Here is a 24,569-nt window from a genome sequence, read left to right on the forward strand (position 1 = left end):
GCCGGCCCGGGCCATCCGCACGTTCTCCGGCCGCCGGCCCGGGCCATCCGCACGTTCTCCGGCCGCCGGCCCGGGCCATCCGCACGTTCTCCGGGACCCTCCGGGACGACGGGCAGACGGGCCATCACGGTCACAGGACGACGTGCAGACGGCCCCCACGATCACAGGACGACGTGCAGACGGGGCGCCCCATCCCCCGCATCACCCTCGCGGGTCAGCGCGCCGTCCCGCCCAGGTAGCTCCCCGTCCGGCCCCGCGGGCTGGCGTCCAATAGGTCGAACCCAGCGTCGACGACCGCGGTGGCGGCCCGCTCCAGCCGCTGGACCTGCCATGCCCCCTCCCACGGGTCGGGCCGGTCGAGGACGGTCCGCAACGTGAAGGCCGTCGGGTCCAGCTCGTCGGTCACCTCGTCCCAGTCGAGCGGGGTGGCCACCGTCGCCTGCGGGTGCGCCCGCGGGCTCCACGCGGCGATCAGCGTCGACGCCCCGCTGCGCGACCAGTCGACCAGCGTGCGGCCGTGCCGCTCGTCCTTGCGCATCTCGACGGTCAGCACGTCGGGGTGGCGGTCGACGACCATCCGGGCGATCGCGAGGGTCAGGGGCCGCAGCAGGTCCTGGCCGTACCGGCGCTCGATCGGGACGATGACGTGCAGTCCCCTCCCGCCGCTGGTCTTCGCCACGGGGTCGAGGCCCAGCTCCACCAGCACCTCGCGGATCCACCGGGCCACCCTCGCCGGGGGGATCGGGTCCGGGCCCGGGTCGACGTCGAAGACCAGCTGGTCACCCCGGTCCGGGCGGTCAACCCGGAAGAGGGCGGGGTGCAGCTCGACGACGTTCTGCTGGGCGAGCCACTCGAGCCCCTCGACGTCGTCCACCAGCGCGTAGGCGACCTCGCGGTCTGCGGACTCCGCCCACTGGCGCCACCGGCCGATCGCCTCGGGCGCGTGGTCGGGCAGGTCCTTCTGGAAGAACCCCTTCGCGTCCACGCCGCGGGGGAAGCGCTTGAACGACAGCGGCCGGTCGGCCACCTGCGGGAGGAGCCGGTCCGACGCCTCGCGGACGTAGTCGAACAGGTCCCGCTTCGTCAGGCCCACCTCGGGCCACAGGACCTTGTCCGGGCTGGACAGCGTGACGGCCATCGGCGCGGATCCTATGCCCCACACGTCCACCGGGTGGGCGCGGGTAGCCTTCCGCGGCGATGGAGGAACTGGACCGCCTCACCGCACTCGACGGGGTCACCCGCGTCGGGTCGGGGAAGGTGCGCGAGCTGTTCGCCGTCGGTGACGACCACCTGCTGCTGGTGGCCACCGACCGGATCAGCGCCTTCGACGTGGTGATGCCGACGCCGATCCCCGACAAGGGGAAGGTCCTGACCGGCATGACCGCGTTCTGGCTGACCCGCCTCACCGACGTGGTCGGCAACCACATGGTCACCACCGACCCCGACCGGTTCGGCCACGGGCTCGCGGCCCACGCCGACCTCCTCCGCGGCCGCGCCATGCTGTGCCGCCGGGCCGAGCCCCTGCCGATCGAGTGCGTCGCCCGGGGCTACCTGGCCGGCTCGGGGTGGAAGGAGTACCGCGAGCGGGGGACCGTCTGCGGCATCGCCCTGCCTGACGGGCTGGTCGAGTCCGAGCGGCTCGGTGAGGTGCTGTTCACCCCGGCGACCAAGGCCGAGCGCGGCGACCACGACGAGAACATCAGCCTCGAGCGGGCCGCCGACCTGATCGGCACCGACCTGGCGGCGAGGGTGCGCGAGCTGACCATCGAGCTGTACCGGCGCGCCGCCGACCACGCCGCGAGCCGCGGGATCATCCTGGCCGACACGAAGTTCGAGTTCGGGCTGCTGCCCGGCGCCGACGGCGAGCGCGAGCTGATCCTGATCGACGAGGTGCTGACGCCCGACTCCTCGCGCTTCTGGCCGGCCGAGGACTACGAACCCGGTCGTCCGCAGCGATCCGTCGACAAGCAGTACGTGCGCGACTGGCTGGAGACCCTCGACTGGGACAAGTCGCCACCCGGGCCCGACCTGCCCGACGACGTCGTGGCGCGGACCCGCGAGCGGTACGTGCGGGCCTACGAGCAGCTGACCGAGACCTCCTTCACCGAATGGACCACCCCGTGACCCGAGTCGTCGTCGACGTGATGCTGAAGCCGGAGATCCTGGACCCCCAGGGGCAGGCCGTCGAGCGGGCCCTCCCCTCCCTCGACCTCGAGGGGGTGACGGGGGTCCGGATCGGCAAGCACATCGAGCTCGAGGTCGCCGACGGCGCCGGCGACCCGGAAGCCGTCGCCGCCACCGTCGCTGACAAGCTGCTCGCCAACCCGGTCATCGAGACCTACACCGTCCGGGTTGAGCAGCCCTCGACGTGAGGGCGCCCCGATGAGGGACGACCGGGCCCGCGACGTCTACGCGGGCGCCCGGTCCGAGGAGCTCGCCGAGCCGCTGCTCCCGCGCTGGTTCGTGCTCCTGGCCCTGACCGCCGTCCCGGTCGCGCTCGGCGTCGCCGTCTGGGCCTTCGGCGTCTTCGGCCCGCACGACGGCCCGGGCGCCGAGCGCCGGCCGCCACCGGCTGGCGACCTCGCCACCGACGTCGGCCAGTTCAACGTCGGCACCTCGGCTCCCGAACCGCTGACCCTGGAGGGTTGCGCCCGGTACCGGGGCATCCAGGGCGCGGGCAGCGACGCCGACGTCGCGCGCATCGACGCCGCCGTGTCCGCGCTCTGCGAGGTCACCGTCCCCGAGGCCGTCGCCCGCCGCCTGCAGGCGTTCGCCGCCGCCGACGGCGTGATCCGGTTCGCCCAGTTCCAGGCGACCGGTGTCGACTCGACCCTCGACGTGTCCACCGACCCGCCGCGGGTGCTTCTGAACGCCCGCTTCGCACGGGACGACACCGAGTCCTGGTGGATCGCGCCGCTGGTGGCGCACGACACGACGTTCCTCGAGCTGGACCCGACGCTGGCGGCGAGCGCGTTGGAGGCCAGGGAGGCCGAGGCGGTGATCTGCGACCGGCTCGAGGAGGACGACCGGCCGTCCCGCGCCTGTGAGGACGCCCGTGCCCTCGTCGACCTCCTGGACCCGATCCGCGCGCTCGAGGCGGCCGGGTTCGAGTAGGCGCCTCGGGTGGCAGGGCGGCCGCTACGCTGCCGGCCATGCGCATCGGCATCCTGCGGTTCCCCGGCACCTGCGACGACCGCGACAGCGCCTACGCGATCCGGACGATCGGCCACGAACCGGTCGTGCTGTGGCACGGCGACGCCGACCTGCAGGGCGTCGAGGCCGTCGTGGTCCCCGGCGGGTTCAGCTACGGGGACTACCTGCGCGCCGGCGCGATCGCCCGGTTCAGCCCGGCCATGCGATCGGTCGCCCAGCTGGCGGCGGACGGCGGGCGGGTGCTGGGCATCTGCAACGGGTTCCAGGTGCTCTGCGAGGCCGGCCTGCTCCCCGGCGCCCTGACGCGCAACGTCGGGCTGCGCTTCACCCACCGCCTGCAGCACCTCCGTGACGAGGCAACCGGGCGGGTCCTCGCCATCCCGCTGAAGAACGGCGAGGGCCGCTACGTCCACCCCGATCCCACGGCGCTCGCCGCCGGCGGACAGGTCCTGGCGCGCTACTGCGAGCCCGACGGCGCGGTCACGGACGCGGCGAACCCGAACGGCAGCGTCGCCGGCATCGCCGGGGTGACCAACACCGCGGGGAACGTCGCCGGCCTGATGCCCCACCCCGAACACGCCGTCGACGCGCTCGTCGGCTGGGGCAGCACCGACGGACGGGGGCTCCTCCTCGAGCGGCTGATCGGCCAGCCCGTCCCGGCCTGACCAAGCCCTCCTGACCCGCCCGGTCCACGCCGCTCCGGTCAGAGCCCGGCGACCTCCGCGCGGAGGGCCTCCCAGGCCACCTCGGTCTCGGCGTCCTCGGACACCGCCCCCGCCAGCTGCACCGCGAACGCGGCGACGTCGGCCAGCGCGAACCACTCGCGGTGCAGGTCGAGCAGGTCGTCGCGGACCTCCACCCCGGTCTGCCGGGCGTAGCGCGCCGCCAGCTCGGCGTCCTCGCGCACCAGGAACCACAGGTCCCGCTCGGGCTGGCCGAGCGCGGTGGTGTCCCAGTCCACCAGGCGGACCCCGCCGAGCACCGCCATGACGTTCCCGGCGTGCGGCTCGCCGTGGGTGATGACCCGCCGGTCGGCCAGCGCCGCCTCCGCATCGACGGCTTGGTCGTGGGCGCGCAACCGGGCCCGCAGGTCCGCGTCGTGGCGGTCGAGCAGCTCCGCCAGGCGAGCGGCGTACGGCCCACCGGCCACCGTCGTCCGACGGTCGAGGAGGGCCTCGAGGTCGGCGCGGCCGGGGACGGCGAGGTCGTTCGGGGGCACCAGGTCCGATGCCGTCGAGGTGGTGTGCACCTCGACCACGACGTCGAGGGCGGCGTCGCGGACGGCGGCGCTCGGGAACGGCCCCCAGCCGAAGGACTCGCCGTCGACGTGGGGGTACAGGGAGATCGCGTGCCCCTCCCGGCGGACGGTCACCGCCCCCTCCGCGGTCGGTGTGGGGGCGACCACGGCCGCGATCCCGGCGGCCCGGAGGCTGCGCGCGGTCGACAGAGCCCGATCGAGGCGGTCGTGGCGCGCGTCGGGGCCGCCCTCCCCCAGGTGGCCGGGTGCCCGCAGGTCGTCTGCCGTGGCGAACCAGCGCGCCCCGAGCGCGTCGACGACCGCCCAGTGGTGGCTCCCGAACCCCACCGGCAGGTACGTGACGCTGCGGACGTCGACGCCCCACCCGCCCGCGACGACCCCGGCGACGTCGGCGTCGGTCAGGTCGCGCGGGGGCAGCAGCACGCGCCCCATCCTGCCCTCGATCCCGGGCACCGGGGGCTGTGTGGGTCAGCCGGCCAGGTGGCGGAGGAGGAAGTCGCGCTGGGCCGTGGACGACGTCGCGAACGCCTCGCCCGTGTAGGCGTCGAAGTGCCCGCCCGGCAGGATCACCAGCTCCTTGGGCTGCAGCGCGGCCTCGTAGGCCGTCGCGGTCAGGTCGAAGGGGACGAGGTGGTCCTCGCGCGCGGCGACGAGCAGGAGGGGCGTGGGCGAGATCCGGGAGATGTACGTGGCCGGCTCGTACTCGGTGAACAGCTCGACCGAGTGGAGGGTCACCTCGTTGCGCCAGTGCTTGGCGCGGTCCTCCGGCAGGTTCGTGAAGAACGCCCAGGTGTCCGGCGTCGGCAGGGCGCACGGCTCGCCCTCGGGCGCGGTGACGGGGAGGACCGACGGTGGCTCGCCCGCGAGCCTCGCGGCCCGGTCGGCGTCGAAGCCCTGGCGGAGCCCGGCCCAGACGTCGCCGCGGATCAGGCGTTGCGCGCTCGTGTAGCCGTAGGTCAGCGGCACCTGGGAGACGACGGCCTTCACGCGCCGGTCGAGGGCGGCGACCACCAGGACGTGCCCGCCGGCGTAGCTGGACCCCCACACGCCGATCCGGTCGGCGTCGACCTCGTCGAGGCTCTGCGCCCAGGTGATCGCGTCGCGGTAGGCGCGGATCTGGGTGGTCGGGTCGATGTGCTGGCGGGGCTAGCCGTCGCTCTCGCCCAGGTTGGGGTTGTCGTAGACGATGACGCCGAGGCCCGCGGCGGCGAAGACCTCGGCGAAGTCGTCCAGGTGGATCTCCTTGGTGGCGGAGAAGCCGTGGGCCATGACGACGGTCGGCGCCGGCCCCTCCACCCCCTCGGCGTCGTAGCGCCACCCCCGCAGGGTGGTGCCGTCCTCGGTCCTGAACTCGATGTCGTGGCGCACGGTCGGCTCCTCGTCGTCGTCGGGTCCCTCGATGGGGTGGTGATCCGCACCCTGGACGACGGGGGGCAGGAGTGCTTGCGTGTGGGGGAACGCGGACTCGACATCGCGTGCAGAGCCGAGGAGACCCGATGGGTGGTGCGCCCCCAGGCGCCGGGGGCTGGTCGTCGACGCAGACGGCGGTCATCGAGCGCGAGGAGGCGGTCCGCGAGATCCTGAGCGGCACGCACCTGCCCTGGGACCTCCGCCTCGAGGACCCCTCCGCCTACGAGCTCGAGGTGACCTGGCACCAGCTCGGGGACGCGACGGTCGTCGACTGCCGCTCCGCGCCGCTCCGGGGCCGGCGGGCCACCCCGGAGCTGCGCCGCACCGACCAGGACACCGTCGGGGTGCTGCTGGTCACCGAGGGTCGGGAGCGGGTCCGCCAGGGCGACCCCACCGCCGAGCTGACCGCCGGCGACGTGCTGTGCTGGCACTCCGCCGCCCCGGTGCAGTTCGAGGTCGTCGAGGCGGTCCGGAAGGTCACCCTGCTGGTGCCGACGGACCGGCTGGCGGTCCGCACGCGGCGAGGCCGGGTCGGCCCGGTCGCGCTGCCGGCGTCGAGCGCGCTCGGCCGGCTGCTGGCGGGCCACCTCCGGACCCTGGCCGAGGTCGGCGGGCAGCTCGGGACCGGCGACGCGCTGCTGGCCGTGGACGTCGCCCTCGACCTTCTTGTCCGCGGAGCCGAGCCGGTGAGCGGGGGGCCAGGCGGGGCGGTCGAGGCGCTGGCGGCCCGCGCCCTCACCGCGATCGAGACCGACCTGGACGACCCCGACCTGACGCCGACGGCGCTGGCCGGACGGCTCGGCGTGTCACCGCGCTACCTCCACCTCGCGTTCGCCTCGACGGGGACGACGGTCGCCGCCCACATCCGGCGGCGGCGGTTGGAGCGGATCGCCCGCGATCTCGCCGACCCGCGCCTGGCGGCGTGGAGCCTGACCGACCTGGCCCACCGCTGGGGCTTCGGCGACGCCTCGCAGCTCAGCCGGGCGTTCCGAGCCGTGTACGCGGAGACGCCGAGCGCCTACCGCCGGCGGGTCGCCCCTCAGAAGTAGTCGTGGAACCAGGGCTGCGGCGCGCCGAAGACGGCGTCGAGGGTCGCGACGTCGGCGGCGGACGCCCCTGACAGCCGACCCTGGAAGGCGAGGGTCCGGGCCCGGACGTGCCCGGTGAACAGCGCCGAGAGCGCGCCGACGTCGATGGTCGGGGCGGCGTCCGGTCCGCCGCGGGTGAGCCGACCCTCGCCGTCGGCGACCTCGAGGGTCCAGGTCCCGTCGTTCGCCGCGAGCAGCGGGTCGTGGACGCCCAGGCTGATGGCGGTCGGGGCACCGGCCGGCCAGCCGCGACCGGCGACGGCGGTGGGGAGGTCGACCAGGCGCGCCATCCACGGGTGGACCTCGGTGTCGAGGTCGTGGGCCGGCACGGACAGCTCGTCGAGGAGCGGCTCGTGGGGTGCGCCGGTGAACTGCGTCCGCGCGCAGACCGACGCCTGACCGGCGACGACGTGCCACAGAGCCAGCCACGTGTCGCGGTCGGTCGCCGCCAGTCCGACGACCCGCTGGGTGAAGATCGACCGGTCACCCGGCGGGGTGGCGCTGCGGCTGACCTGCAGGACGCCGGTGATCGTGCCGTCACGCTCGGCGACGAGGGCATCGAGGTCGCGCGTGCGCGCGTCGTCGGGTTCGAAGATGTGGCGGAGCCGTGCGTCGCTGCGGGTCTCCCGCCCGTGCGCCTGCGCCGCGGCGTCCCACACCGGGGCGATCCCGGGGAGGTCGTCGGGGTAGGCGAGACGGCGGAGGCGGGGCGGGGCGCTCGGGCGCGGGAGGCCGCCGAGCGTCCCGGTCGGCAGCACGTGGCGGATCTGCACGCCGGCGAACTCGAACCCCGACCACCGGTAGAGCGCCGGCACGGTCGGGTACAGGCAGGCGATCACATCGCCGCGGGTCCGGGCGAGCTCGAGGGCCGCACGCACGAGCCGGCCGGCGATGCCCCGACGGCGCTGGTCGGCGGCGACGGTGACCGACGCGACGCCGGCCATCGGCACCTGCCGGCCGCCGAGCCACTGGCCCAGCGACCAGACGCCGGTGTGCCCGACCAGGCGGTCGCCGTCGTAGGCGCCGAGCCGGCTGTCCGCGGGGATGTAGTTCGCCTCCCCCTCCTCGGGGTAGCGGGTGGCCAGCGACGAGCTGAACGCCGCCACGCGCAGGGCGTGGGCCGCGGGGTGGTCGGCCGGGTCGAGGGGACGGACCTCGACCGCCTGAGCGAGAGCATCGGTCATCGCCGCGACACGCTACGTCGTCGGCCCCGTCCCAGCGGATGGAATCTGCACCGTCGGTCCCACCCCAGCGGATGGAATCGACACCGTGGATGGTCCGGCGTGGTGCAGGAGTGGAGTGGGAGGCCTGGTGTGACTCCTGAGACCGCCACCCTCGCGTGAGGGTGTCGATTCCATCCACGGGCGCACCCCCACCCCTCCCCCGGGATGTCGAATCCATCCACGGGTGCCCCCCCAGCCCTCCTCGCCGACCCACCCGTGTGCCGCCGCCCACGGGGTCGCGGCGTAGGCTGCCGCCCCGATGGCGACGACCTCCGCTGACACCCCGACGCCCGCCCCCGCCCCCGAGCCCCGCGCGCTCGCCCGCGAGCTGGGGTTGACCGACGACGAGTACGACCGGATCGTCGAGACCCTCGGACGCGACCCGTCGACCGCCGAGCTCGGGACCTACTCGGTGATGTGGTCCGAGCACTGCAGCTACAAGTCGTCGAAGATCTACCTGAAGACCCTGCCGACCGAGGGGAGCCGGATCCTGGTCGGGCCGGGCGAGAACGCCGGCGTGGTCGACGTGGGCGACGGCCTGGCGGTGACGTTCAAGATCGAGAGCCACAACCACCCCTCCTTCGTCGAGCCGTTCCAGGGCGCGGCGACCGGCGTCGGCGGGATCATCCGGGACATCCTGACCATGGGGGCCCGGCCGATCGCGCTGATGGACCCGCTGCGCTTCGGCGACCCCACCTCCCCCAAGACCCGGTGGGTCGTCGACGGCGTGGTCCGCGGCATCGGCCACTACGGCAACTCCATCGGGGTCCCGACCGTCGGCGGCGAGGTCGTCTTCGACCCCTGCTACCAGGGCAACCCGCTGGTCAACGTCCTCTGCGTGGGCGTGCTGCCGGCCGATCGGATCCAGCTCGCCAAGGCGGAGCGGCCGGGCGACGTCGCCGTCCTGATCGGGCAGCGGACGGGGAGGGACGGGATCGGCGGCGCGTCGGTGCTCGCGTCCGCCGAGTTCTCCGAGCACGGGGTCGACGAGGCCAAGCGTCCCAACGTCCAGGTCGGCGACCCGTTCGCCGGCAAGCAGCTGATCGAGTGCTGCCTCGAGCTGTACGCCGCGGACCTGCTGAGCGGCATCCAGGACATGGGCGCGGCCGGCATCGCCTGCTCCACCTCGGAGATGGCCTCGGCCGCCGGCCTGGGGATGCACGTCGACCTCGACGACGTGATCCTCCGCGAGGCGTCGATGGACGCGTGGGAGATCCTCTGCAGCGAGTCCCAGGAGCGGATGCTGGCGCTGGTGGGCCCGGACCACCTCGACGAGGTCCTCGCGATCTGCCGGCGCTGGGGCATCGACGCGACCCCGATCGGGACCGTCGTCGAGGGCGACCGGCTCGTGTTCGACCGCCACGGCGAGCGGGTCCACGACGCGCCCGCGGCATCCCTCGCCCACGACGGCCCGACCTACACCCGCCCGGTGGCCGACTGGGTCCACCCGCACGCCGGCATCGACGTCGACGCGGACGCCGCAGCCGCCTACGACCGGACCAGGGACCTCGCCGCCGACGCGATGGCCGTCCTGACGAGTCCCAACATCGCCCCGCCGGCCTGGGTGACCGACCAGTACGACTCGATCGTCGGGCACGGCACGGTCCAGGGAATCGGTGGCGACGCCGCCGTCCTCCGGATCGAGGACCGCAACCGGCGGGGCATCGCGATCGCCACCGACGGCAACGGCCGCTGGTGCGCCCTCGACCCGGTGGAGGGGGCGCGGCGGGTCGTCGCCGAGGCGGCCCGCAACGTCGCCTGCACCGGCGCGCTGCCGGTGGCGGCGACGAACTGCCTGAACTTCGGCTCCCCCGAGGTGCCGGAGGTGATGGGGCAGTTCCGGGACGTGATCGCGGGCATGTCGCACGCCTGCACCGCCCTCGACACGCCGATCACGGGCGGGAACGTGTCGTTCTACAACCAGACGGCAGACACCGCGATCCACCCGACGCCGGTCGTCGGCGTCCTCGGCGTCCACCCCGACGTGACGCAGTCGACGCCGGCGACGTTCGCCGCCCCCCGCCACGCGGTGCTGCTGGTCGGCGCCCCCACCCGGGCGGGCCTGGCCGGCAGCGAGTGGGACTGGGTGTGCAACCAGCGCATCGCGGGAGCGCTCGACCCGATCGACCTCGCACTCGAGCGGCGCCTGCACCGGTTCCTGAACATCGCCCGGACCGAGGGGATCCTCGCCAGCGCCCACGACGTGTCGACCGGTGGGCTGGTCACCGCGCTCGTGGAGGCGTGCGGCGACGGCCTCGGCGTCACCTGCCAGCTGCCGACGCACCTGCCGGAGCACCAGATCTGGTTCTCCGAGGCCCCCGGCCGGGTCGTCGTCTCCGCACCCGATGCCCGGGCGGTCGACGCCCTGGCGCGCGAGCACGACCTCGACGTCCGCCCCATCGGCATGACCACCGCCGCCCGGCGGCTGGTCGGCGGGTCGCTCGACCTGGACCTGGACGCCGTCGCCGCCGCGCAGGCCGCGGTGCTCCCGGCGCTGCTGGGGCCGTAGGGACCGCCTGGTGGCCGACCTCGCCATCGAGCTGTCCGGCGTCGCCCTCCGTCGCGGGGGCGTCCCGGTCGTCCACGACGTGGACTGGGCCGTCGCGGCCGGCGAGCGGTGGGTGCTGCTCGGCCCGAACGGGGCGGGGAAGTCGACGATCCTGAGGTTGGCTGCCGCGTACGAGCTGCCGTCCAGCGGGACGGTCCGGGTGCTCGGCGAGCGGCTCGGCGCGACGCACATCCCGACGCTGCGGACCCGGATCGGCTACACGGCGAGCGCCCTCGAACGGCTGATGGATCCGCGCATGGCCGTGCGGGCCGCGGTCGCGAGCGGCGTCGACGCGACCCTGGTGTCCTTCCGCCCGGCCTACGACGACGCGCAGTGGGCGCGGGTCGACGACGCGGTCGCGCGGGTCGGCTTGGACGGGATCGCCGACCGTCGCATCGGCCTGCTGAGCGAGGGTGAGCGGCGACGGGTCCAGATCGCCCGTGCGCTGCTGGCCGGTCCCGAGCTGCTCCTCCTCGACGAGCCCACCGCGGGGCTCGACATCGCCGGTCGCGAGCAGCTGCTCGGGATCCTGGCGGACGTGGCCGAGGACCCCTCGGTCACCGCGGCGGCGTTCGTCACCCACCACGTCGAGGAGATCCCGCCCGGCTTCACCCACGCCGCGCTGGTCGCCGGCGGGACGGTCGTCGCCGCCGGCCCGCTGGAGGAGGTCCTCACGTCGGAGTCGCTGTCAGCGGCCTTCGACCACCCGCTCGAGGTGAGCCGGGACGGCGACCGCTGGACCGCCCGGGGCCGCTGAGCTGACCGCCGGCCGGGTCAGCGACGGTCAGGTCAGGCGCCCCACTTGAAGACCATCGCGGCGACGGCGATCGTCAGCAGCGTCAGGTCGACCATCGTGATGCTGACCACGGCCTTGCGGGCGGTCTCGGTCGCCGCGGCGTCGCCGCCGGCCGCCGCCTCGCCGAGCCGCTCGTAGCGGGGACCGAGCACCCGGCCACCGAGGAACGCCGACACCAGGTACACGACGATCCCGATGGTGATCCAGGCCTCCTCGAAGTCGAGCCCGTCGGTCGTCAGGACCATCGCGATGCCCGCGAGGAACGCGATGCCCCCCATCGCGCCGAAGAACGGCCCCATCGCCCCGCCGAGCCGGACGACCGTCCCGAGGGCGGCGGTGTCGGTCCGGGCGGCGCGCCCCGCGAGGGCGGTCAGGAAGATGCCCCCGCCGAACCAGGCGATCACGGCCATGACGTGGATGAACTTCAGCGTCTCGTACATCGCCGCGCAGTGTGGACCACCGGGGGCTCCGACGCGAGCCGGCTCTGCTCACCCGCGCGCGGTCGACCATCCGGCCCGGAAGGTCGCGCCCTCGGCGACCGGGCCCGCCGGGCCCTGCCCCGACCACAGCCAGATCTCCTCCCCCGTCCACGCGGCGGCGTGGCCGCTCACGGCCTGCAGCGGCGCCGGCGGCAGCGCCGACCAGCGGGCGGTCGCGGGGTCCCAGACCGCGCCGGGCACCTCCGCCGGCCCGCCGAGGACGACCGCCCGGTCCCCGGTCCAGACCACCGCGTGGGTCGCGGCGTACCCCTGGGGGGAGGGGGGCAGCACCGTCCAGCGCCCCTCGGCGACGTCGAGCGCGAGCCCGCCGACCTCCACCGCATCGGGCCGGCCGAGCAGGAGCATCTCGCTGCCCGTCCAGACGGCCTGCGCCGACCGCATCCCGACCGGCGAGCCGGGCAGGAGCCGCCAGGTGTCGGTGGAGGGGTCGTAGGCGGCGACGTCGGTGGGGCCGGTGCCGGACCAGACGACGACCTCCTCCCCGGTCCACACCGCGGCCAGCAGCCCGAAGGCGCGCTCGAGCGGTGCGGGGCTGGTGAGGGTCCAGGTGTCAGCGGCCGGGTCGTACAGCGCCGCCGGAGCCTCGGTCTCGAAGGTCCGCGACCCGCCGTAGACGAACACCTGCTCGCCGGTCCACACCGCCACGTGGCCCGAGCGCGGGTTGAGGGGGGCGTCGCGCAGCGGCCGCCAGGTGTCGGTCGCGGGGTCGTAGACGGCGCCGTCGACGTCCTGGGCCGCGCGGGCGGCCTCCAGGCCGACCGGCGTCCCCTCGAACACGACCAGCTCGGTGCCGGTCCAGGTCGCGGTGTGGGCGACCCGGTGCCCGAGGGGTGACGTCGCCATGGGCGACCAGGTCCGGCTGACCGGGTCGAACCGGGCACCGACCGGGCCGAGGTCCGGCTGACCTCCGTACACCAGCACCTCCTCCCCCGTCCAGGTCGCGCTGGGGCGGGTGCGCGCGGCCAGCGGGGAGACTCCCAGCGGCACCCACGACCCGACGGCGGTGGTGGCCGGTCCCGGCGCCGGGGCGGTGGGGAGCGGGGCCGGCTCCTCCTCGTCGGCCACCGCGGGGGTCGGGTCGACCTCGAGGTCGGCGGTGGGATCGTCGCCACCGCCGATGCGGGCCACGACGCCGACGGCGACGACCACGACGACCAGCCACAGGACACCCACCCTCCGGCGCCACCCGCCGTCTGCGGGAGGTGGCGTCGCGGTGGCCGGCGTCGGCTCGGTGCGCAGGTCTATCCGTCGAGCATCCCACACCGCCACCCCGCCGGCCACGGGCGTCTCGGCGCTCCCGGCGTCTACGCTTGCGCCGTGAGCGACACCCCCGAGGACCAGCCCGCGACCGGACCTCGGGACGCCTGCGGCGTCTTCGCGGTCTACGCCCCCACCGAGCACGCGGCGAAGCTGGCCTACTACGGCCTCTACGCCCTGCAGCACCGCGGGCAGGAGTCCGCAGGGATCGCCGTGAGCGACGGTGCGTCGATCGTCGTCACCAAGGAGATGGGGCTCGTCAACCAGGTCTTCGACGAGACCCGCCTGACCGCCCTCGAGGGTCACCTCGGCATCGGCCACGTCCGCTACTCGACCACCGGCGCGTCGACGTGGGACAACGCCCAGCCGACCTTCCGCTCGACCCCCGAGGGGCACGTCCTGTCCCTCGCCCACAACGGCAACCTGACCAACACCGGCCACCTCTCCGGGGAGCTGCCGGTCGGGGAGAGCTGCTCGAGCGACTCCGACCTGCTGAGCGCCCTCGTGTCGGACGCGCGGGACCGCCTCGGCGCCGACGGCACGACCGAGGACGCGCTGGCCGAGGTCCTCCCCCACGTCGACGGCGCGTTCTCCCTCGTGGTGATGGACGAGCGGACGATCTACGGGGCGCGGGACCCCCAGGGCGTCCGTCCCCTCGTCATCGGGCGGCTGAAGAGCGGCGGCTGGGTGGTCGCCAGCGAGACCGCCGCCCTCGACATCGTCGGCGCCCACCGGGTGCGCGACGTCGAACCGGGAGAGATCGTCGCCATCGACGACGCCGGGCTGCGCAGCCGCCGCTACGCCGACGCCCGTCCGAAGGCGTGCGTGTTCGAGTACGTCTACGTCGCCCGGCCAGACCACATGACCGCCGAGACGTCGGTGTACGCCGCCCGCCGGCGCATGGGCGAGCTGCTGGCCAACGAATCCCCCGTCGACGCCGACCTGGTCATCCCGGTCCCGGACTCCGGAATGGCCGCCGCCGGCGGGTACTCCGCCGCGTCCGGCATCCCCTACGCAGAGGGGCTGACCAAGAACCGCTACGTGGGACGGACGTTCATCCAGCCGACCCAGAGCCTCCGCCAGCTCGGCATCCGCCTGAAGCTGAACCCGCTGCCGGACATCATCGCCGGGCAGCGGCTCGTGGTCGTCGACGACTCGATCGTGCGGGGCAACACCTCCCGGCAGCTGGTGGCGATGCTGAAGGCCGCCGGCGCCGCCGAGGTGCACCTCCGCATCACCGCACCGCCGATCAAGTGGCCGTGCTTCTACGGCATCGACATGGCCACCCGGGCCGAGCTGATCGCCGCCGGCATGGAGGTCGAGGAGATCCGGCGCTTCCTCGACGCGGACTCGCTCGCCTACCTCTCCCTCGACGGGCTGATCGAGACGACGAAGCGGCCCGCCACCTCCCTCTGCAGCGCGTGCTTCGACGGGGACTACCCGATCCCGGTCGAGGCGCTGACCCGCCAGCGCGGCAAGGCGGTCATGGCGACGCTGTGGGAGTCGACCTGATGGGCGAGACCTACGCGGGCGCCGGGGTCGACCTCGACGCGGCCGACGCGGTCGTCGAGGGCATCCGACCCCACGTCGAGCGGACGCACCGACCGGAGGTCCTGGACGGCATCGGCGGGTTCGGCGGCCTGTTCGCCATCGACACCGCGCGCTGGCGCGAGCCGGTCATGGTGACCGCCACCGACGGCGTGGGCACCAAGCTCGAGCTGGCCCGGCGCCTCGGCCGGCACGACACCGTCGGCATCGACCTGGTGGCGATGGTCGTCGACGACATCGTCGTGAGCGGCGCCGAGCCGCAGGTCTTCCTCGACTACATCGCGATCGGCCGGCTGGACCCCGACGTGGTGACCGAGGTCGTCGCCGGCATCGCGGAGGGGTGCGTGCAGGCCGGCTGCGCCCTGGCGGGTGGCGAGACCGCCGAGCACCCCGGCGTCATGCCCGCCGGCGACTACGACCTGGCCGGGTTCGGGGTCGGCCTGGTCGAGCGGTCAGCGATCCTCGGCCCCCACCGGGTGGCGGAGGGCGACGTGCTGGTGGGGATGCCGGCGAGCGGGCTGCACTCGAACGGCTACAGCCTGGTCCGGGCGCTGGTGGACGGGCTGGACCTGGCCGACGGCCACGGGCTGGACCGTCCGCTCGGCGAGGAGCTGCTCACCCCAACCGCGCTGTACACCCGCCCGTGCCTGGCCCTGGCGGCGGAGGGGCTGGTCAACGCCCTGTGCCACGTCACCGGCGGGGGGCTGCCGGGGAACCTCCCGCGGGTCCTGCCGGCGGGGCTGGGTGCGGACGTCGGGCTGGGGTCGTGGACGCCGGCGCCGGTCTTCGGTCTGCTCCAACGCCTCGGGTCGGTGGCGACCGACGAGATGTTCCGCGTCTTCAACATGGGCGTCGGCATGGTCGCCGTGGTGCCGGCCACCGAGGTGGACGCCGCGCTGGCCGTGCTCGGCCGCCACGGGGTGGAGGGGTGGGTCCTCGGCCGCGTCACCACCCCCGCCGGCGTGCGCCTGCGCTGAGCCATCCCGGTCATGCACCCCTGAACCTCAGATCTGAGAACTGGGTCCTGTGACGGAGCTAAGGCTCAGATCTGGGTCCTGTGACGCCGGAGCTGAACCTGAGATCTGAGGGCTGGGTCCGGTGACGCAGCTGAGGCTCAGATCTGGGTTCTGCGGTGCCGGAGCTACCGGGTCCTACCGGTCCGGGAGGTGGAACGACCGCAGCCGGCCGACGGCGGCGATCCGGGCCTCCGCGGCGCGCTCGGCGGCCCGGGCGGTCGAGATGCCCGACCCCTTCGCGTCGGCGAAGATCTCGGCCAGCCGCGGGCCGATGCGGTGCACGCGCGCGGTGATCCGGTCGGTCGACCAGCCGCCGGGGTGCAGCTCGTCGCCGACCTGGATGACCCCGCCGGCGTTGATGACGTAGTCGGGCGCGTAGAGGATCCCGGCGTCGGCCAGCGCCTCCCCGTCCTCCTCGGTGGCCAGCTGGTTGTTCGCCGCGCCGGCGACGATCGCGCACCGCATCTCCCCCCGCGTGGCCGGGTTGACGACCGCCCCGAGGGCGTTCGGGCTGAACACGTCGGCGTCGACGGCGTGCACGTCGGCGACGTCGACCACCTCGGCGCCGAACCGCTCGGCGCACGCCGCTGCCGCGCCGGCGTCGACGTCGGCGACGCTGAGGCGGCAGCCCTCGGCGTGGAGGTGCTCGGCCAGCCGGCGCCCGACCTTGCCGACGCCCTGGATGGCGACGTGGCGGCCGCGCATGCTCGGGTCGCCGAACACGAACTCGACCGCGGCCTTGATGCCGACGTAGGTCCCGAGCGCCGTCATCACCCCGGAGTCCCCCGAGCCGCCCTCGTCGATCGACGCGCCGGTCGCCCACCGCGTCTCCCGGCCCACCAGCGCCATGTCGTCGGTGTAGGTGCCGACGTCGCAGGCGGTCACGTACCGCCCGCCGAGGGACTCGACGACCCGGCCGTACGCCCGCAGCAGCGCCTCTGACTTGTCGGTCGCGGGGTCGCCGATGATGACCGCCTTGCCGCCGCCCAGGTCGAGCCCGGCGCAGGCGGCCTTGTACGTCATGCCGCGGGACAGGCGCAGCACGTCGACGAGGGCCTCGTCCTCGGTCGCGTACGGGTACATCCGGGTGCCGCCGAGCGCGGGTCCGAGCGCCGTCGAGTGGATCGCGATGATGCACCGCAGCCCGCTCTGGGGGTCGTTGCCGAACACCACCTGCTCGTGGTCGTCGATCAGTGCGAAGGGGCCTGTGCGCATGAGGACCTGCCTTTGGTCGCCGGCCGGTGGGTCCCACCGGTTCCGGTCCGGGTGCGGCGGCGCGCCGGGGTCGCCGGCTGCCGCGTCGATCACCCGGATCCTAACCGGACGTCACAGCGCCATCTGGCCGAGCACCCGACGGATGCGGGCGAGCACCACGGGGGGTGCCATCTCACCGGTGATGACGTCCGCCGCGCCGAGGTCGAGCGCCATCCGCTCCTGCTCGGCGTCGGGCGTCGGCTGGTGCGCGACCACCGGGATGCCGGTCGTGCGGGGCGAGGTGCCGAGGTCGGCGATCGTCCCCGGGAGATCGGCCACGGCGACCACCACCACGTCGGTCAGGACGGGGCTGACCCGGTCGGCCAGCTCGGCGACGGCGTCGAGGACGAGGACCGGCAGCTCGTCGCCGACCGCCTCGCGCACCGCACGCCCGACGGATCCGTCCCCGATCACGACCACCCGGACGTCGCGATCACGACGGCGCTTCGCCTCGTACATGCGGGCGTCGGCGGCCTCCATCAGCTCCGCGACCGTCCAGTGCTCCCCCGGTTCGGTCCGGGCGTCGCCGATCGTGACCGAGAGGGGGAACTCGGTCCGCTCGCCCAGGCGCGCCGTCGCCTCCCGCAGCCGCTCGAGCGCCTCGTCGAGCGACTCCGGCCGTCCCGGCGCGCCGGTCAACAGGACGCAGAACTCGTCCCCGCCGATCCTGGCGACGATGTCGGCATCCCGCACGGTGTCGGTGAGCATCTGGGCGGTCTCGACCACCGCCTGGTCGCCGGCGCGGTGGCCGAACCGGTCGTTGATCGCCTTCATGCGGTCGATGTCCACGAACACCAGCAGGCAGGCTCGCTGCTCGCGCTCGGCGACCTTCAACGCCTGGTCGGCGAGGGCCAGGAACGCCCGCCGGTTCCCGACGCCGGTCAGGTGGTCGGCCAGCGCCAGCCGCTGCAGCTCGCTGCGGGTCCGCGCGCTGCGGGTGATGTCGCGCAGCATGACGATGTGGGTCACGTCAGCGGCATCCCCCTGGGGGACCGACGCCGCCCGCAGCTCCGCCACCCTGACCCCGCGTCGCGCGTGCAGCAGGCGGATCTCGGCCGCCCCCCCGGCGACGATCGGCACCCCGAAGGACAGGCCCCGCAGGACCGCTGCGGGACGACCCAGCATGCGCGCGGCAGCCGGGTTGGCGAACGCGATGATCCCGTGGCCGTCGACGGCGAGGATCCCGTCGTCGCTGACCTCGACCATGCGCCGGTACACCGACGGGTCCAGCGCGCCGGCGTCGCCGCGGGGGGTCCTCACTCGTGCTGCCTCCTGCCCCCCGTGGACGTCAGGTGTCGCCGTCGCCGGTCGGCGGCTGCGGGCGCGGGTCGGGTGCGGCGATCACGCCGAGGGCCTCGAGCACCGACCGGGTGTCGGTCATGTCCCCGATCAGGCGGCGGGCCGGCCGGGGGGACTCGCGGACGAGGGTGGGGGTGGCCAGGATCAGCGACTCCTCGGCCAGGTCGGGGCGTTCCAGCACGTCGACGATCGACACGGTCACCGCCACGTCGAGCTCGTCGGCCACGACGGCCTGCAGCTCGTCGACGGTCCGGTCCGCCCGCGGCGTGCGACCCGCGACGTACAGCGTCAGGCGCAACGCGCCCTCGCCCTCTTCGGTGCGGTCGCTCACCTCTCCCCCTTCCGGTCCCGCCGCGTTGACCGGCAGGATAGCGGGTCGGCGCACCGCGCTTCAGGCGTCGGGTCGGACCAGCGCGACGACCTGCCGGGCGGAGGGGTTGGACAGCACCTCGTCGCCGACCTGGACGGTGGGGACCAGCTCGTTCCCGTCGTTCGCGGAGCGGACGAACGCCGCGCCGTCGGGATCCTCCCAGATGTTCACGCCCCGGTACTCGACCCCCGCGGCGTCCAGCCCGTGCTGCAGCGCCGCGCAGAAGCCGCAGCCGGGGCGCCAGTAGAGGGTGATCTCGGGCGTGGTGGGCATCGCGTCGCTCCTCGGGAGGGGATCGGGGTCGGGATGGTCGCCCGGCCTCGAACGCTGCCACGCCACGGCGTGTTCCTGCCACACTCCGGGTCGTGACCGTCCCCGATGTGGCAGTGCCGCTCTTCGAGCTGGACCCGCCGGCGTTCGTCGCCGCGCGGGACGACCTGGTCCGCTCGCTCAAGGCCGCCGGCGATCCCGGCGCGGCGGCCGCGGTGAAGGCGCTGCGCCGTCCCACGGTCGCCGCCGCGGCCCTGAACCACGTGTCCCGCGACCAGCCCGACCTGATCACGGCGGTCGCCGGTGCCGCCCAAGAGCTCGCCAGGGTGCAGCGCCGCGCCCTGAGCGGCGTGCGCGGCGCGGACCTGCGCGGCGCCGTCCGGGCGCACCACGCGGCGATCGACGAGGTCCTGTCCGCCCTGGACCCCGACACGACGCCGGTGCGCGACGCGGTCCGCACCGCCCTGCTGGCCGCCGCGGTCGACACCGACCTCGCCCGTGCCATCGCGACGGGCGTCCTGCAGGCGACGCCGACCACCGCACCGGACCCCACCGCGGCGCTCGGGATGGGCGTGCCGCTGGCCGCCGTGCCGGACGCCGCGGACGCCACGGCCTCCGCCGATGGGGAGGCCGCGGCCGAGGACGAGGCGCGGATCGCCGCCGAGCGGGCCGCGAGGGCCCGCGTCGAGGAGGCCGAGCGCCACCTGGGCCAGGTCACCATGACCCACCTGGCGGCGGCCCGGCGCCACCGCACGACCGCGGAGGCGGCCGAGCGCGCCCGCACCGCGGCCGACGCAGCCGACGCGGACGTCGCCCGCCTGCGCGAGGAGCTCACCGCGGCGGAGGAGACCGCGCGCACCGCAGCCGCACAGGCAGCCGAGGCCGACCACCGGCTGGTCGAGGCGGCGCGGGTGGAGGCGGAGGCGGAGGCCGCCGTCACGGCGGCGGCCGAGGCGCTCGAGGCGGCACGCGACCGGCTGGACGGACGATGACCGGCGGGGCCGTCCCGCGGTGCAGGTCCTAGTCTGCGAGCCGTGGCGAACCGGCTGGTGGTGATCGACGACGACCCCGCGCTGCGGGTCCTGCTCAGCGAGACGATGGCGTTGCAGGGGTTCGACGTGGACGCCTTCGGCTCCGGCGCGGAGGCGATCGAGAAGGCGGAGTGGGGCCGCACCGGCTCGGCGCTCATCGACTGGATGATGCCGGGGATGTCCGGCGTCGAGGTCGTCGACTGGCTCGCCGCCCACCACCCCGACGTCAGGCGCATCATCGTCACCGCGGCCGCCGACGCGCTCCTGGTCCAGCACCCCGAGATCGTCGACCGCGCCGCCGTGCTGGCGAAGACCGACTTCAGCGGCCCGCGGGTCGCCGAGATGATCGAGGCGACGTGGCCGCCGTCGACGGCGTGATCACCCTCGACGGGGTCGCCCTCGGCTACGGCGGGGCACCCGTCCTGGCCGACGTCGACCTGGCCCTGCCGGCCGGCACGCTGACCGCCCTGATCGGCCCGAACGGGTCGGGCAAGAGCACGCTGCTGCACGGGATCGCCGGCTTGATCACCCCCTCCGCCGGCACGATCGCGGTGTTGGGCCAGCCGCCCGAGCGGGTCCGGGCCCGCATCGCCTACGTGCTGCAGCGGACCGAGGACAACGCCCTGCTGCCCGTCAGCGGTCGCGAGGTGGTGGCGATGGCCCGCTACGCCCACCGCGGGCTGCTCGGCCGGCTCCGCGCAGCGGACCGCGCCGCCGTCGACTCCGCCCTCCAGCGGATGGACGCGACCGGGCTGGCCGACTCCCAGCTGCGCGAGCTGTCCGGCGGTCAGCAGCAGCGCCTGCTGATCGCCCAGGGGTTGGCCCAGGACGCCGACGTGCTGCTGCTCGACGAACCGGTGACCGGCCTCGACCTCGTGTCCCGCGACGCGATCCTCGACGTGGTCCGCGCCGAGCGCGACGCGGGCCGGTCGGTGGTCATGACCACCCACGAGATGGCGGACGCGCGAGCCGCCGACCTGGTCGTCCTGCTCGCCGGGCGCGTCCTCGCGGTCGGACCGCCCGACGAGGTGCTGACCGCCGAGCACCTGCAGGCCGCCTACGGCGCCCGACCGATCGTCGTCGGCGACCACGTCGTGCTGGACGACCCGCACCACCACCACGACCACCGGGCCCAGGAGCGCTGACCCAGGTCCGATGCGTCAGGGGCGTCCGCCGGCGAACCGGGCGATCGCCCGGTCGGCCAGCTCCTGGGTGGCCCGCTCGTTCGCCGCGGCGGTCAGGGGCACGTTGACCAGCGGGATCACCCGGCGGGCGAGGGAGCGGAGCCCCACCAGGTGCATCAGCGTGCGGAGCCGCTGCGCCGGTCCGGTCAGGCGGCTCAGCGCCCCCCGCCAGCGCACCCTCCCCTCGGCGACGACGTCGTCCAGCCCGTCGATCTCCCACAGGGCCAGCAGGTCGGCGACCCGGGCATCGCGGTCGTACGGATCGCGGCCGTAGGTGGCCGCCAGCTGGGTCACCATCCGAGCCTGGATCCAGGCGAGGGACGTCAGGTCGCCGGCCAGGCCGGCGATCGCCGCGGGGATCGTCAGCGTGCCGGCCGAGCCCCAGAACGAGGTGACCTGCACGGCGGTCAGCGCCCCGCCGGCGATCATGCCCTGACGGCGGGCGAGCGCGACGTGCTCGGCGACCACATCGTCGACGGCCTTCCACGTCGGGGTCCCGGCTGCGGTCGCCTCCCGCGCCCGATCGACCGCCGACCCGGTGTGCGCCAGGACCGCGGCGCTCGCGAGCCCCTCCCCCACCCGCCCGGCACCGCTCAGCACCCGGCGGACCACCTCGGCGGGGGCACGCACCAGCCCGCGGTCGTCCTGCTCCTCGATCGGTCCACCCATCACCGGCCACCTACCGCAGCGAGCCCCGCCCTACTCCTTGCGCGCCCTGCTGGGCGCGACCCTCGGGGGTTCGTTGGGCATCTTCGGGTACACCGGCGGCCAGGGGGCGTCCGCCAGTCCGGCCGCGGCGTCGGCGGCGTGCATCGCGAGCAGCGGATCGAGGGACTGGGGCGCGTCGTACATCGCCGCCCACGGGTCCCCCTCCGACGCCAGCCGGGCGGGCACGGTCGCGATGGTGAGCGCGTCCGGGTCCACGACGCCCAGCTCCTCCCACGCGAACGGGGCGGAGACCTGCCCGCCGACCTTCGCCCTGACCGACCAGGCCCCGAACACCGTCTTGTGCGGCGCGTTCTGGTTGTAGTCGACGAAGACCCGGTCGCCGCGCTCCTCCTTCCACCACGCGGCGGTCAGGAGGTCGGGGCGGCGGCGCTCCAGCTCGCGTGCCACCGCCACGCCGGCCGCACGGACCTCGTAGGCGTCCCAGCGCGGCTCGAGGCGCACGTACACGTGGATGCCGCGCTTCCCCGTGGTCTTCGCGAACCCGGCGATGCCCGCCTCCGCGAGCAGCTCGCGCAGCACGCCGGCGGCCTCGCGCACGCGGTCGAAGCCGACGGACGGCATGGGGTCGAGGTCCAGGCGCAGCTCGTCGACGACCTCCCGCCCCTCGGTCCCACCCCACTGCTCGACGTCGATGTCGGGCAGCTCGACCGACGAGCTCGCGGCCGGATCGAAGGTCACCACCGCGCCGTCGTCGCCGACCCGCAGCGGCCAGACGTGGAAGCCGAGGCACCCCATGTTGACCGCCCAGGCGACGTGGGCCAGGTCGACGGCGACCAGGGCGTTCGACGGGGTGCCGTTGACCGTCTGCACGCTGGTGGTCTCGAGCCAGGCCGGCGCGCCCTTCGGCACCCGCTTCTGGAAGAACGACTTCCCCCGGGCCCCCTCCGGGTACCGCTCGAGCAGGACCGGCCGGCCGCCCATCGTGGCCATCAGCGGCCCCTCGACCGCCTCGTAGTAGCGGACGAGGTCCAGCTTGGTCTCGCCGCGCTTCGGGAAGAAGACCTTGTCGGGGCTGGTCACCTTGACCGGTCGTCCGGCCAGGTCCAGCACCACGTCGTCTGCCATCGCCGCAGAGCCTAGAGCCGTCCGCCGTCGATCAGGCGGCTGAGGAACTGGCGGGTCCGGGCCTCCGACGGGTCGGTGAGGACTTGGGTCGGCGGTCCGGACTCGACCACCACCCCGCCGTCCATGAAGCAGACGACGTCGGCGACGTCGCGGGCGAAGGCCATCTCGTGGGTGGCGAGGACCATCGTCATGCCCCCGTCGGCCAGCTCGCGGATCACGTCGAGGACCTCGCCGACCAGCTCGGGGTCGAGCGCGGACGTGATCTCGTCGAGCAGCAGCAGCTCGGGCCCGCCGACCAGCGCGCGGACGATCGCGGCGCGCTGCTGCTGCCCGCCGGACAGCCGGTCGGGGTACTCGGTGGCCTTGTCGGCCAGGTCGACGCGGCCGAGCAGCTCCATCGCGGTCGCCTCCGCCTCGTCCCGGGGGATCCGCTGCGCCTTCCGGGCGCCGAGGGTCACGTTGTCGAGGACCGACAGGTGCGGGAACAGGTTGAAGGACTGGAACACCATGCCCATGCGCCGCCTGACGGCGTTCTGGTCGACCCGCCGGCCGGAGATGTCCTCGCCGTCGAGCAGGATCCGACCGGCGTCGATCCGCTCGAGCAAGTCGATGCAGCGCAGGAGCGTCGACTTGCCGGACCCGGAGGGGCCGATCAGGCAGACGACCTGCTCGCTGCGGACCTCGAGCGACAGCCCGTCGAGCACGACCTTGTCGCCGTAGGCCTTCTCGACGGCGTCGCAGACCAGCAGCGCGTCGCTCATGCCATCGTCTGGCTGCGCCGCGCCCGGTCGCGGGCGGTGTACCAGTCCGCGAACCGCGCCGCGGGGATCGAGATGGCCAGGAACAGCACGGTCGCGGTGACGTAGGAGGAGTAGTTGAACGTCCGCGCGGTGTAGATGCCCGCCTCCCGGACCGCGTCGCGGACGCCGAGGACGCTGATGAGGGCGACGTCCTTCTGCAGGCTGACGACGCCGTTCAGCAGCGCAGGGATCACGTTGCGCACCGCCTGGGGCAGGATCGCGTGCCGCAGGCCCTGGGCCTGGGTCAGACCGAGGGACTTGGCGCTCATCCGCTGGCTCTCGGGGACCGCGTCGATGCCGGAGCGGTACACCTCCGCGGTGTAGGCGGAGTAGCTCAGCACCAGCGTCGTGGTCCCCCAGAACAGCTCGGATCGGGGCAGGCCGGGGATCTGCAGGGCCGGCACCCCGAAGCCGAGGAGGAGTATGGCGAGGATCAGCGGGATGCCCCGCCAGAAGTCGATGTAGAGGACGCTCAGCAGGCGGAGGGGGAAGAACGCGGGTCCGCGCAGGCTCCGCATCACCGCGATCAGCAGGGCGAGCAGCAGGATCGCCACCTGCGCCACCACGAACAGGCGGACGTCGAGCCAGAACCCGCGCAGGACGTCCGGCCACGCCGCGGCGATGTCCGCGGGGTTGAAGAACTGGTCGCGGACGACGGGCCACTGGGGGCTGGTGGCGATCAGGACCGCGACGAGCCCGAAGACGGCCACCGTCGAGATCGCGGCGATCGCCGCACCCCTCGCCCCCTCCTCGGCGAAGAAGTCCCCGAC

Annotated in this window: 27 protein-coding genes; 12 read left to right on the top strand and 15 right to left on the bottom strand. The window is 74.5% G+C overall.

Going from position 1 to position 24,569, the window contains the following annotated elements:
* Positions 1-214: 214 nt before the first annotated feature.
* A complete protein-coding gene (gene ligD, locus ACEQ2X_RS04950; RefSeq protein WP_370324672.1) occupies positions 215-1,138 on the bottom strand; it encodes a non-homologous end-joining DNA ligase in 924 nt (307 codons plus the stop codon).
* A gap of 59 nt (positions 1,139-1,197) precedes the next feature.
* On the opposite strand from ligD, the gene ACEQ2X_RS04955 reads away from it, so the two are divergent.
* The 4 genes from ACEQ2X_RS04955 to purQ are packed head-to-tail and all read left to right on the top strand — an operon-like array spanning position 1,198 to position 3,818.
* Complete coding sequence (locus ACEQ2X_RS04955; protein ID WP_370324673.1) at positions 1,198-2,124, top strand: phosphoribosylaminoimidazolesuccinocarboxamide synthase; 927 nt, start codon at positions 1,198-1,200, stop codon at positions 2,122-2,124.
* A complete protein-coding gene (gene purS, locus ACEQ2X_RS04960) occupies positions 2,109-2,372 on the top strand; it encodes a phosphoribosylformylglycinamidine synthase subunit PurS (RefSeq protein WP_370324674.1) in 264 nt (87 codons plus the stop codon). The genes ACEQ2X_RS04955 and purS overlap by 16 nt, the downstream gene beginning before the upstream one ends.
* Before the next feature lie 10 nt (positions 2,373-2,382).
* A complete protein-coding gene (locus ACEQ2X_RS04965; RefSeq protein ID WP_370324675.1) occupies positions 2,383-3,114 on the top strand; it encodes a hypothetical protein in 732 nt (243 codons plus the stop codon).
* A 38-nt stretch (positions 3,115-3,152) separates the two neighbouring features.
* Positions 3,153-3,818 carry a phosphoribosylformylglycinamidine synthase subunit PurQ gene (gene purQ, locus ACEQ2X_RS04970; RefSeq protein WP_370324676.1) on the top strand — a complete coding sequence of 222 codons (666 nt, stop codon included), beginning with the start codon at positions 3,153-3,155 and terminating at the stop codon, positions 3,816-3,818.
* Between the two features lie 38 nt (positions 3,819-3,856).
* On the opposite strand, the gene ACEQ2X_RS04975 is transcribed toward purQ, so the two are convergent.
* The 3 genes from ACEQ2X_RS04975 to ACEQ2X_RS04985 are packed head-to-tail and all read right to left on the bottom strand — an operon-like array spanning position 3,857 to position 5,779.
* Entirely contained in the window at positions 3,857-4,834 is a 978-nt protein-coding gene (locus tag ACEQ2X_RS04975; protein WP_370324677.1) for a phosphotransferase family protein, read from the bottom strand.
* A 45-nt stretch (positions 4,835-4,879) separates the two neighbouring features.
* Positions 4,880-5,545 carry an alpha/beta hydrolase gene (locus tag ACEQ2X_RS04980; RefSeq protein ID WP_370324724.1) on the bottom strand — a complete coding sequence of 222 codons (666 nt, stop codon included), beginning with the start codon at positions 5,543-5,545 and terminating at the stop codon, positions 4,880-4,882.
* A 12-nt stretch (positions 5,546-5,557) separates the two neighbouring features.
* Complete coding sequence (locus ACEQ2X_RS04985) at positions 5,558-5,779, bottom strand: alpha/beta hydrolase (RefSeq protein ID WP_370324678.1); 222 nt, start codon at positions 5,777-5,779, stop codon at positions 5,558-5,560.
* Positions 5,780-5,907: 128 nt separating this feature from the next.
* On the opposite strand from ACEQ2X_RS04985, the gene ACEQ2X_RS04990 reads away from it, so the two are divergent.
* Positions 5,908-6,870, top strand: a complete 963-nt coding sequence (locus tag ACEQ2X_RS04990; RefSeq protein ID WP_370324679.1) for a helix-turn-helix domain-containing protein — start codon at positions 5,908-5,910, stop codon at positions 6,868-6,870.
* Here the strand turns inward: ACEQ2X_RS04990 and ACEQ2X_RS04995 are convergent.
* Positions 6,861-8,093: an enhanced intracellular survival protein Eis gene (locus tag ACEQ2X_RS04995; protein WP_370324680.1), complete on the bottom strand. Its 1,233-nt coding sequence runs from the start codon at positions 8,091-8,093 to the stop codon at positions 6,861-6,863. The two genes, ACEQ2X_RS04990 and ACEQ2X_RS04995, sit on opposite strands and share 10 nt — an antisense overlap.
* 298 nt (positions 8,094-8,391) lie before the next feature.
* Here ACEQ2X_RS04995 and purL point away from each other — a divergent pair, with 298 nt between their 5' ends.
* Together purL and ACEQ2X_RS05005 are read left to right on the top strand one after the other, a co-directional pair.
* A complete protein-coding gene (gene purL / locus ACEQ2X_RS05000) occupies positions 8,392-10,641 on the top strand; it encodes a phosphoribosylformylglycinamidine synthase subunit PurL (RefSeq protein WP_370324681.1) in 2,250 nt (749 codons plus the stop codon).
* A gap of 10 nt (positions 10,642-10,651) precedes the next feature.
* Positions 10,652-11,437, top strand: coding sequence for an ABC transporter ATP-binding protein (locus tag ACEQ2X_RS05005; protein WP_370324682.1), 786 nt, complete (start codon positions 10,652-10,654; stop codon positions 11,435-11,437).
* 32 nt (positions 11,438-11,469) lie between these two features.
* On the opposite strand, the gene ACEQ2X_RS05010 is transcribed toward ACEQ2X_RS05005, so the two are convergent.
* Both ACEQ2X_RS05010 and ACEQ2X_RS05015 read right to left on the bottom strand, forming a co-directional pair.
* The gene (locus tag ACEQ2X_RS05010) at positions 11,470-11,916 is read right to left on the bottom strand and encodes a DUF2269 family protein (RefSeq protein ID WP_370324683.1); all 447 of its coding nucleotides are present in this window, start codon (positions 11,914-11,916) and stop codon (positions 11,470-11,472) included.
* A gap of 48 nt (positions 11,917-11,964) precedes the next feature.
* Positions 11,965-13,149 carry a Kelch repeat-containing protein gene (locus ACEQ2X_RS05015; protein ID WP_370324684.1) on the bottom strand — a complete coding sequence of 395 codons (1,185 nt, stop codon included), beginning with the start codon at positions 13,147-13,149 and terminating at the stop codon, positions 11,965-11,967.
* A 144-nt stretch (positions 13,150-13,293) separates the two neighbouring features.
* Between ACEQ2X_RS05015 and purF the strand changes: the two genes are divergently transcribed.
* Together purF and purM are read left to right on the top strand one after the other, a co-directional pair.
* A complete protein-coding gene (gene purF, locus ACEQ2X_RS05020) occupies positions 13,294-14,745 on the top strand; it encodes an amidophosphoribosyltransferase (RefSeq protein WP_370324685.1) in 1,452 nt (483 codons plus the stop codon).
* The gene (gene purM / locus ACEQ2X_RS05025) at positions 14,745-15,758 is read left to right on the top strand and encodes a phosphoribosylformylglycinamidine cyclo-ligase (RefSeq protein WP_370324686.1); all 1,014 of its coding nucleotides are present in this window, start codon (positions 14,745-14,747) and stop codon (positions 15,756-15,758) included. Before purF ends, purM begins: the two co-directional genes overlap by 1 nt.
* 174 nt (positions 15,759-15,932) lie before the next feature.
* Here purM and ACEQ2X_RS05030 read toward each other — a convergent pair whose 3' ends face one another.
* Genes ACEQ2X_RS05030 through ACEQ2X_RS05045 form a run of 4 tightly spaced genes read right to left on the bottom strand, consistent with a single transcriptional unit; the run spans position 15,933 to position 18,993 of the window.
* Complete coding sequence (locus ACEQ2X_RS05030) at positions 15,933-17,105, bottom strand: Glu/Leu/Phe/Val dehydrogenase (RefSeq protein ID WP_370324687.1); 1,173 nt, start codon at positions 17,103-17,105, stop codon at positions 15,933-15,935.
* A gap of 18 nt (positions 17,106-17,123) precedes the next feature.
* Positions 17,124-18,311 carry a diguanylate cyclase gene (locus tag ACEQ2X_RS05035; protein ID WP_370324688.1) on the bottom strand — a complete coding sequence of 396 codons (1,188 nt, stop codon included), beginning with the start codon at positions 18,309-18,311 and terminating at the stop codon, positions 17,124-17,126.
* Between the two features lie 28 nt (positions 18,312-18,339).
* Complete coding sequence (locus tag ACEQ2X_RS05040) at positions 18,340-18,681, bottom strand: circadian clock KaiB family protein (protein WP_370324689.1); 342 nt, start codon at positions 18,679-18,681, stop codon at positions 18,340-18,342.
* A gap of 60 nt (positions 18,682-18,741) precedes the next feature.
* Positions 18,742-18,993 carry a mycoredoxin gene (locus ACEQ2X_RS05045; RefSeq protein ID WP_370324690.1) on the bottom strand — a complete coding sequence of 84 codons (252 nt, stop codon included), beginning with the start codon at positions 18,991-18,993 and terminating at the stop codon, positions 18,742-18,744.
* A gap of 92 nt (positions 18,994-19,085) precedes the next feature.
* Between ACEQ2X_RS05045 and ACEQ2X_RS05050 the strand changes: the two genes are divergently transcribed.
* From ACEQ2X_RS05050 to ACEQ2X_RS05060, 3 genes are read left to right on the top strand one after another with little or no spacing between them, the layout of a single operon-like run.
* Positions 19,086-19,982: a hypothetical protein gene (locus ACEQ2X_RS05050; protein ID WP_370324692.1), complete on the top strand. Its 897-nt coding sequence runs from the start codon at positions 19,086-19,088 to the stop codon at positions 19,980-19,982.
* Positions 19,983-20,024: 42 nt separating this feature from the next.
* Positions 20,025-20,399, top strand: a complete 375-nt coding sequence (locus ACEQ2X_RS05055) for a response regulator (protein ID WP_370324693.1) — start codon at positions 20,025-20,027, stop codon at positions 20,397-20,399.
* Positions 20,378-21,166: a metal ABC transporter ATP-binding protein gene (locus ACEQ2X_RS05060; RefSeq protein ID WP_370324694.1), complete on the top strand. Its 789-nt coding sequence runs from the start codon at positions 20,378-20,380 to the stop codon at positions 21,164-21,166. The genes ACEQ2X_RS05055 and ACEQ2X_RS05060 overlap by 22 nt, the downstream gene beginning before the upstream one ends.
* Before the next feature lie 15 nt (positions 21,167-21,181).
* Here ACEQ2X_RS05060 and ACEQ2X_RS05065 read toward each other — a convergent pair whose 3' ends face one another.
* The 4 genes from ACEQ2X_RS05065 to ACEQ2X_RS05080 are packed head-to-tail and all read right to left on the bottom strand — an operon-like array spanning position 21,182 to position 24,509.
* Positions 21,182-21,874 carry a hypothetical protein gene (locus ACEQ2X_RS05065; RefSeq protein WP_370324695.1) on the bottom strand — a complete coding sequence of 231 codons (693 nt, stop codon included), beginning with the start codon at positions 21,872-21,874 and terminating at the stop codon, positions 21,182-21,184.
* A gap of 30 nt (positions 21,875-21,904) precedes the next feature.
* Positions 21,905-22,999 (bottom strand): DNA polymerase domain-containing protein, encoded by a 1,095-nt coding sequence (locus ACEQ2X_RS05070; protein ID WP_370324696.1) that lies wholly within the window; start codon positions 22,997-22,999, stop codon positions 21,905-21,907.
* An 11-nt stretch (positions 23,000-23,010) separates the two neighbouring features.
* Positions 23,011-23,760, bottom strand: a complete 750-nt coding sequence (locus ACEQ2X_RS05075) for an amino acid ABC transporter ATP-binding protein (RefSeq protein WP_370324697.1) — start codon at positions 23,758-23,760, stop codon at positions 23,011-23,013.
* On the bottom strand, positions 23,757-24,509 hold the full coding sequence (locus ACEQ2X_RS05080; RefSeq protein WP_370324698.1) for an amino acid ABC transporter permease: 753 nt from the start codon (positions 24,507-24,509) through the stop codon (positions 23,757-23,759). Before ACEQ2X_RS05080 ends, ACEQ2X_RS05075 begins: the two co-directional genes overlap by 4 nt.
* Between the last annotated feature and the right edge of the window lie 60 nt (positions 24,510-24,569).

Origin of the sequence: Euzebya sp. (assembly GCF_964222135.1) — a bacterium.
Lineage (GTDB): Bacteria > Actinomycetota > Nitriliruptoria > Euzebyales > Euzebyaceae > Euzebya.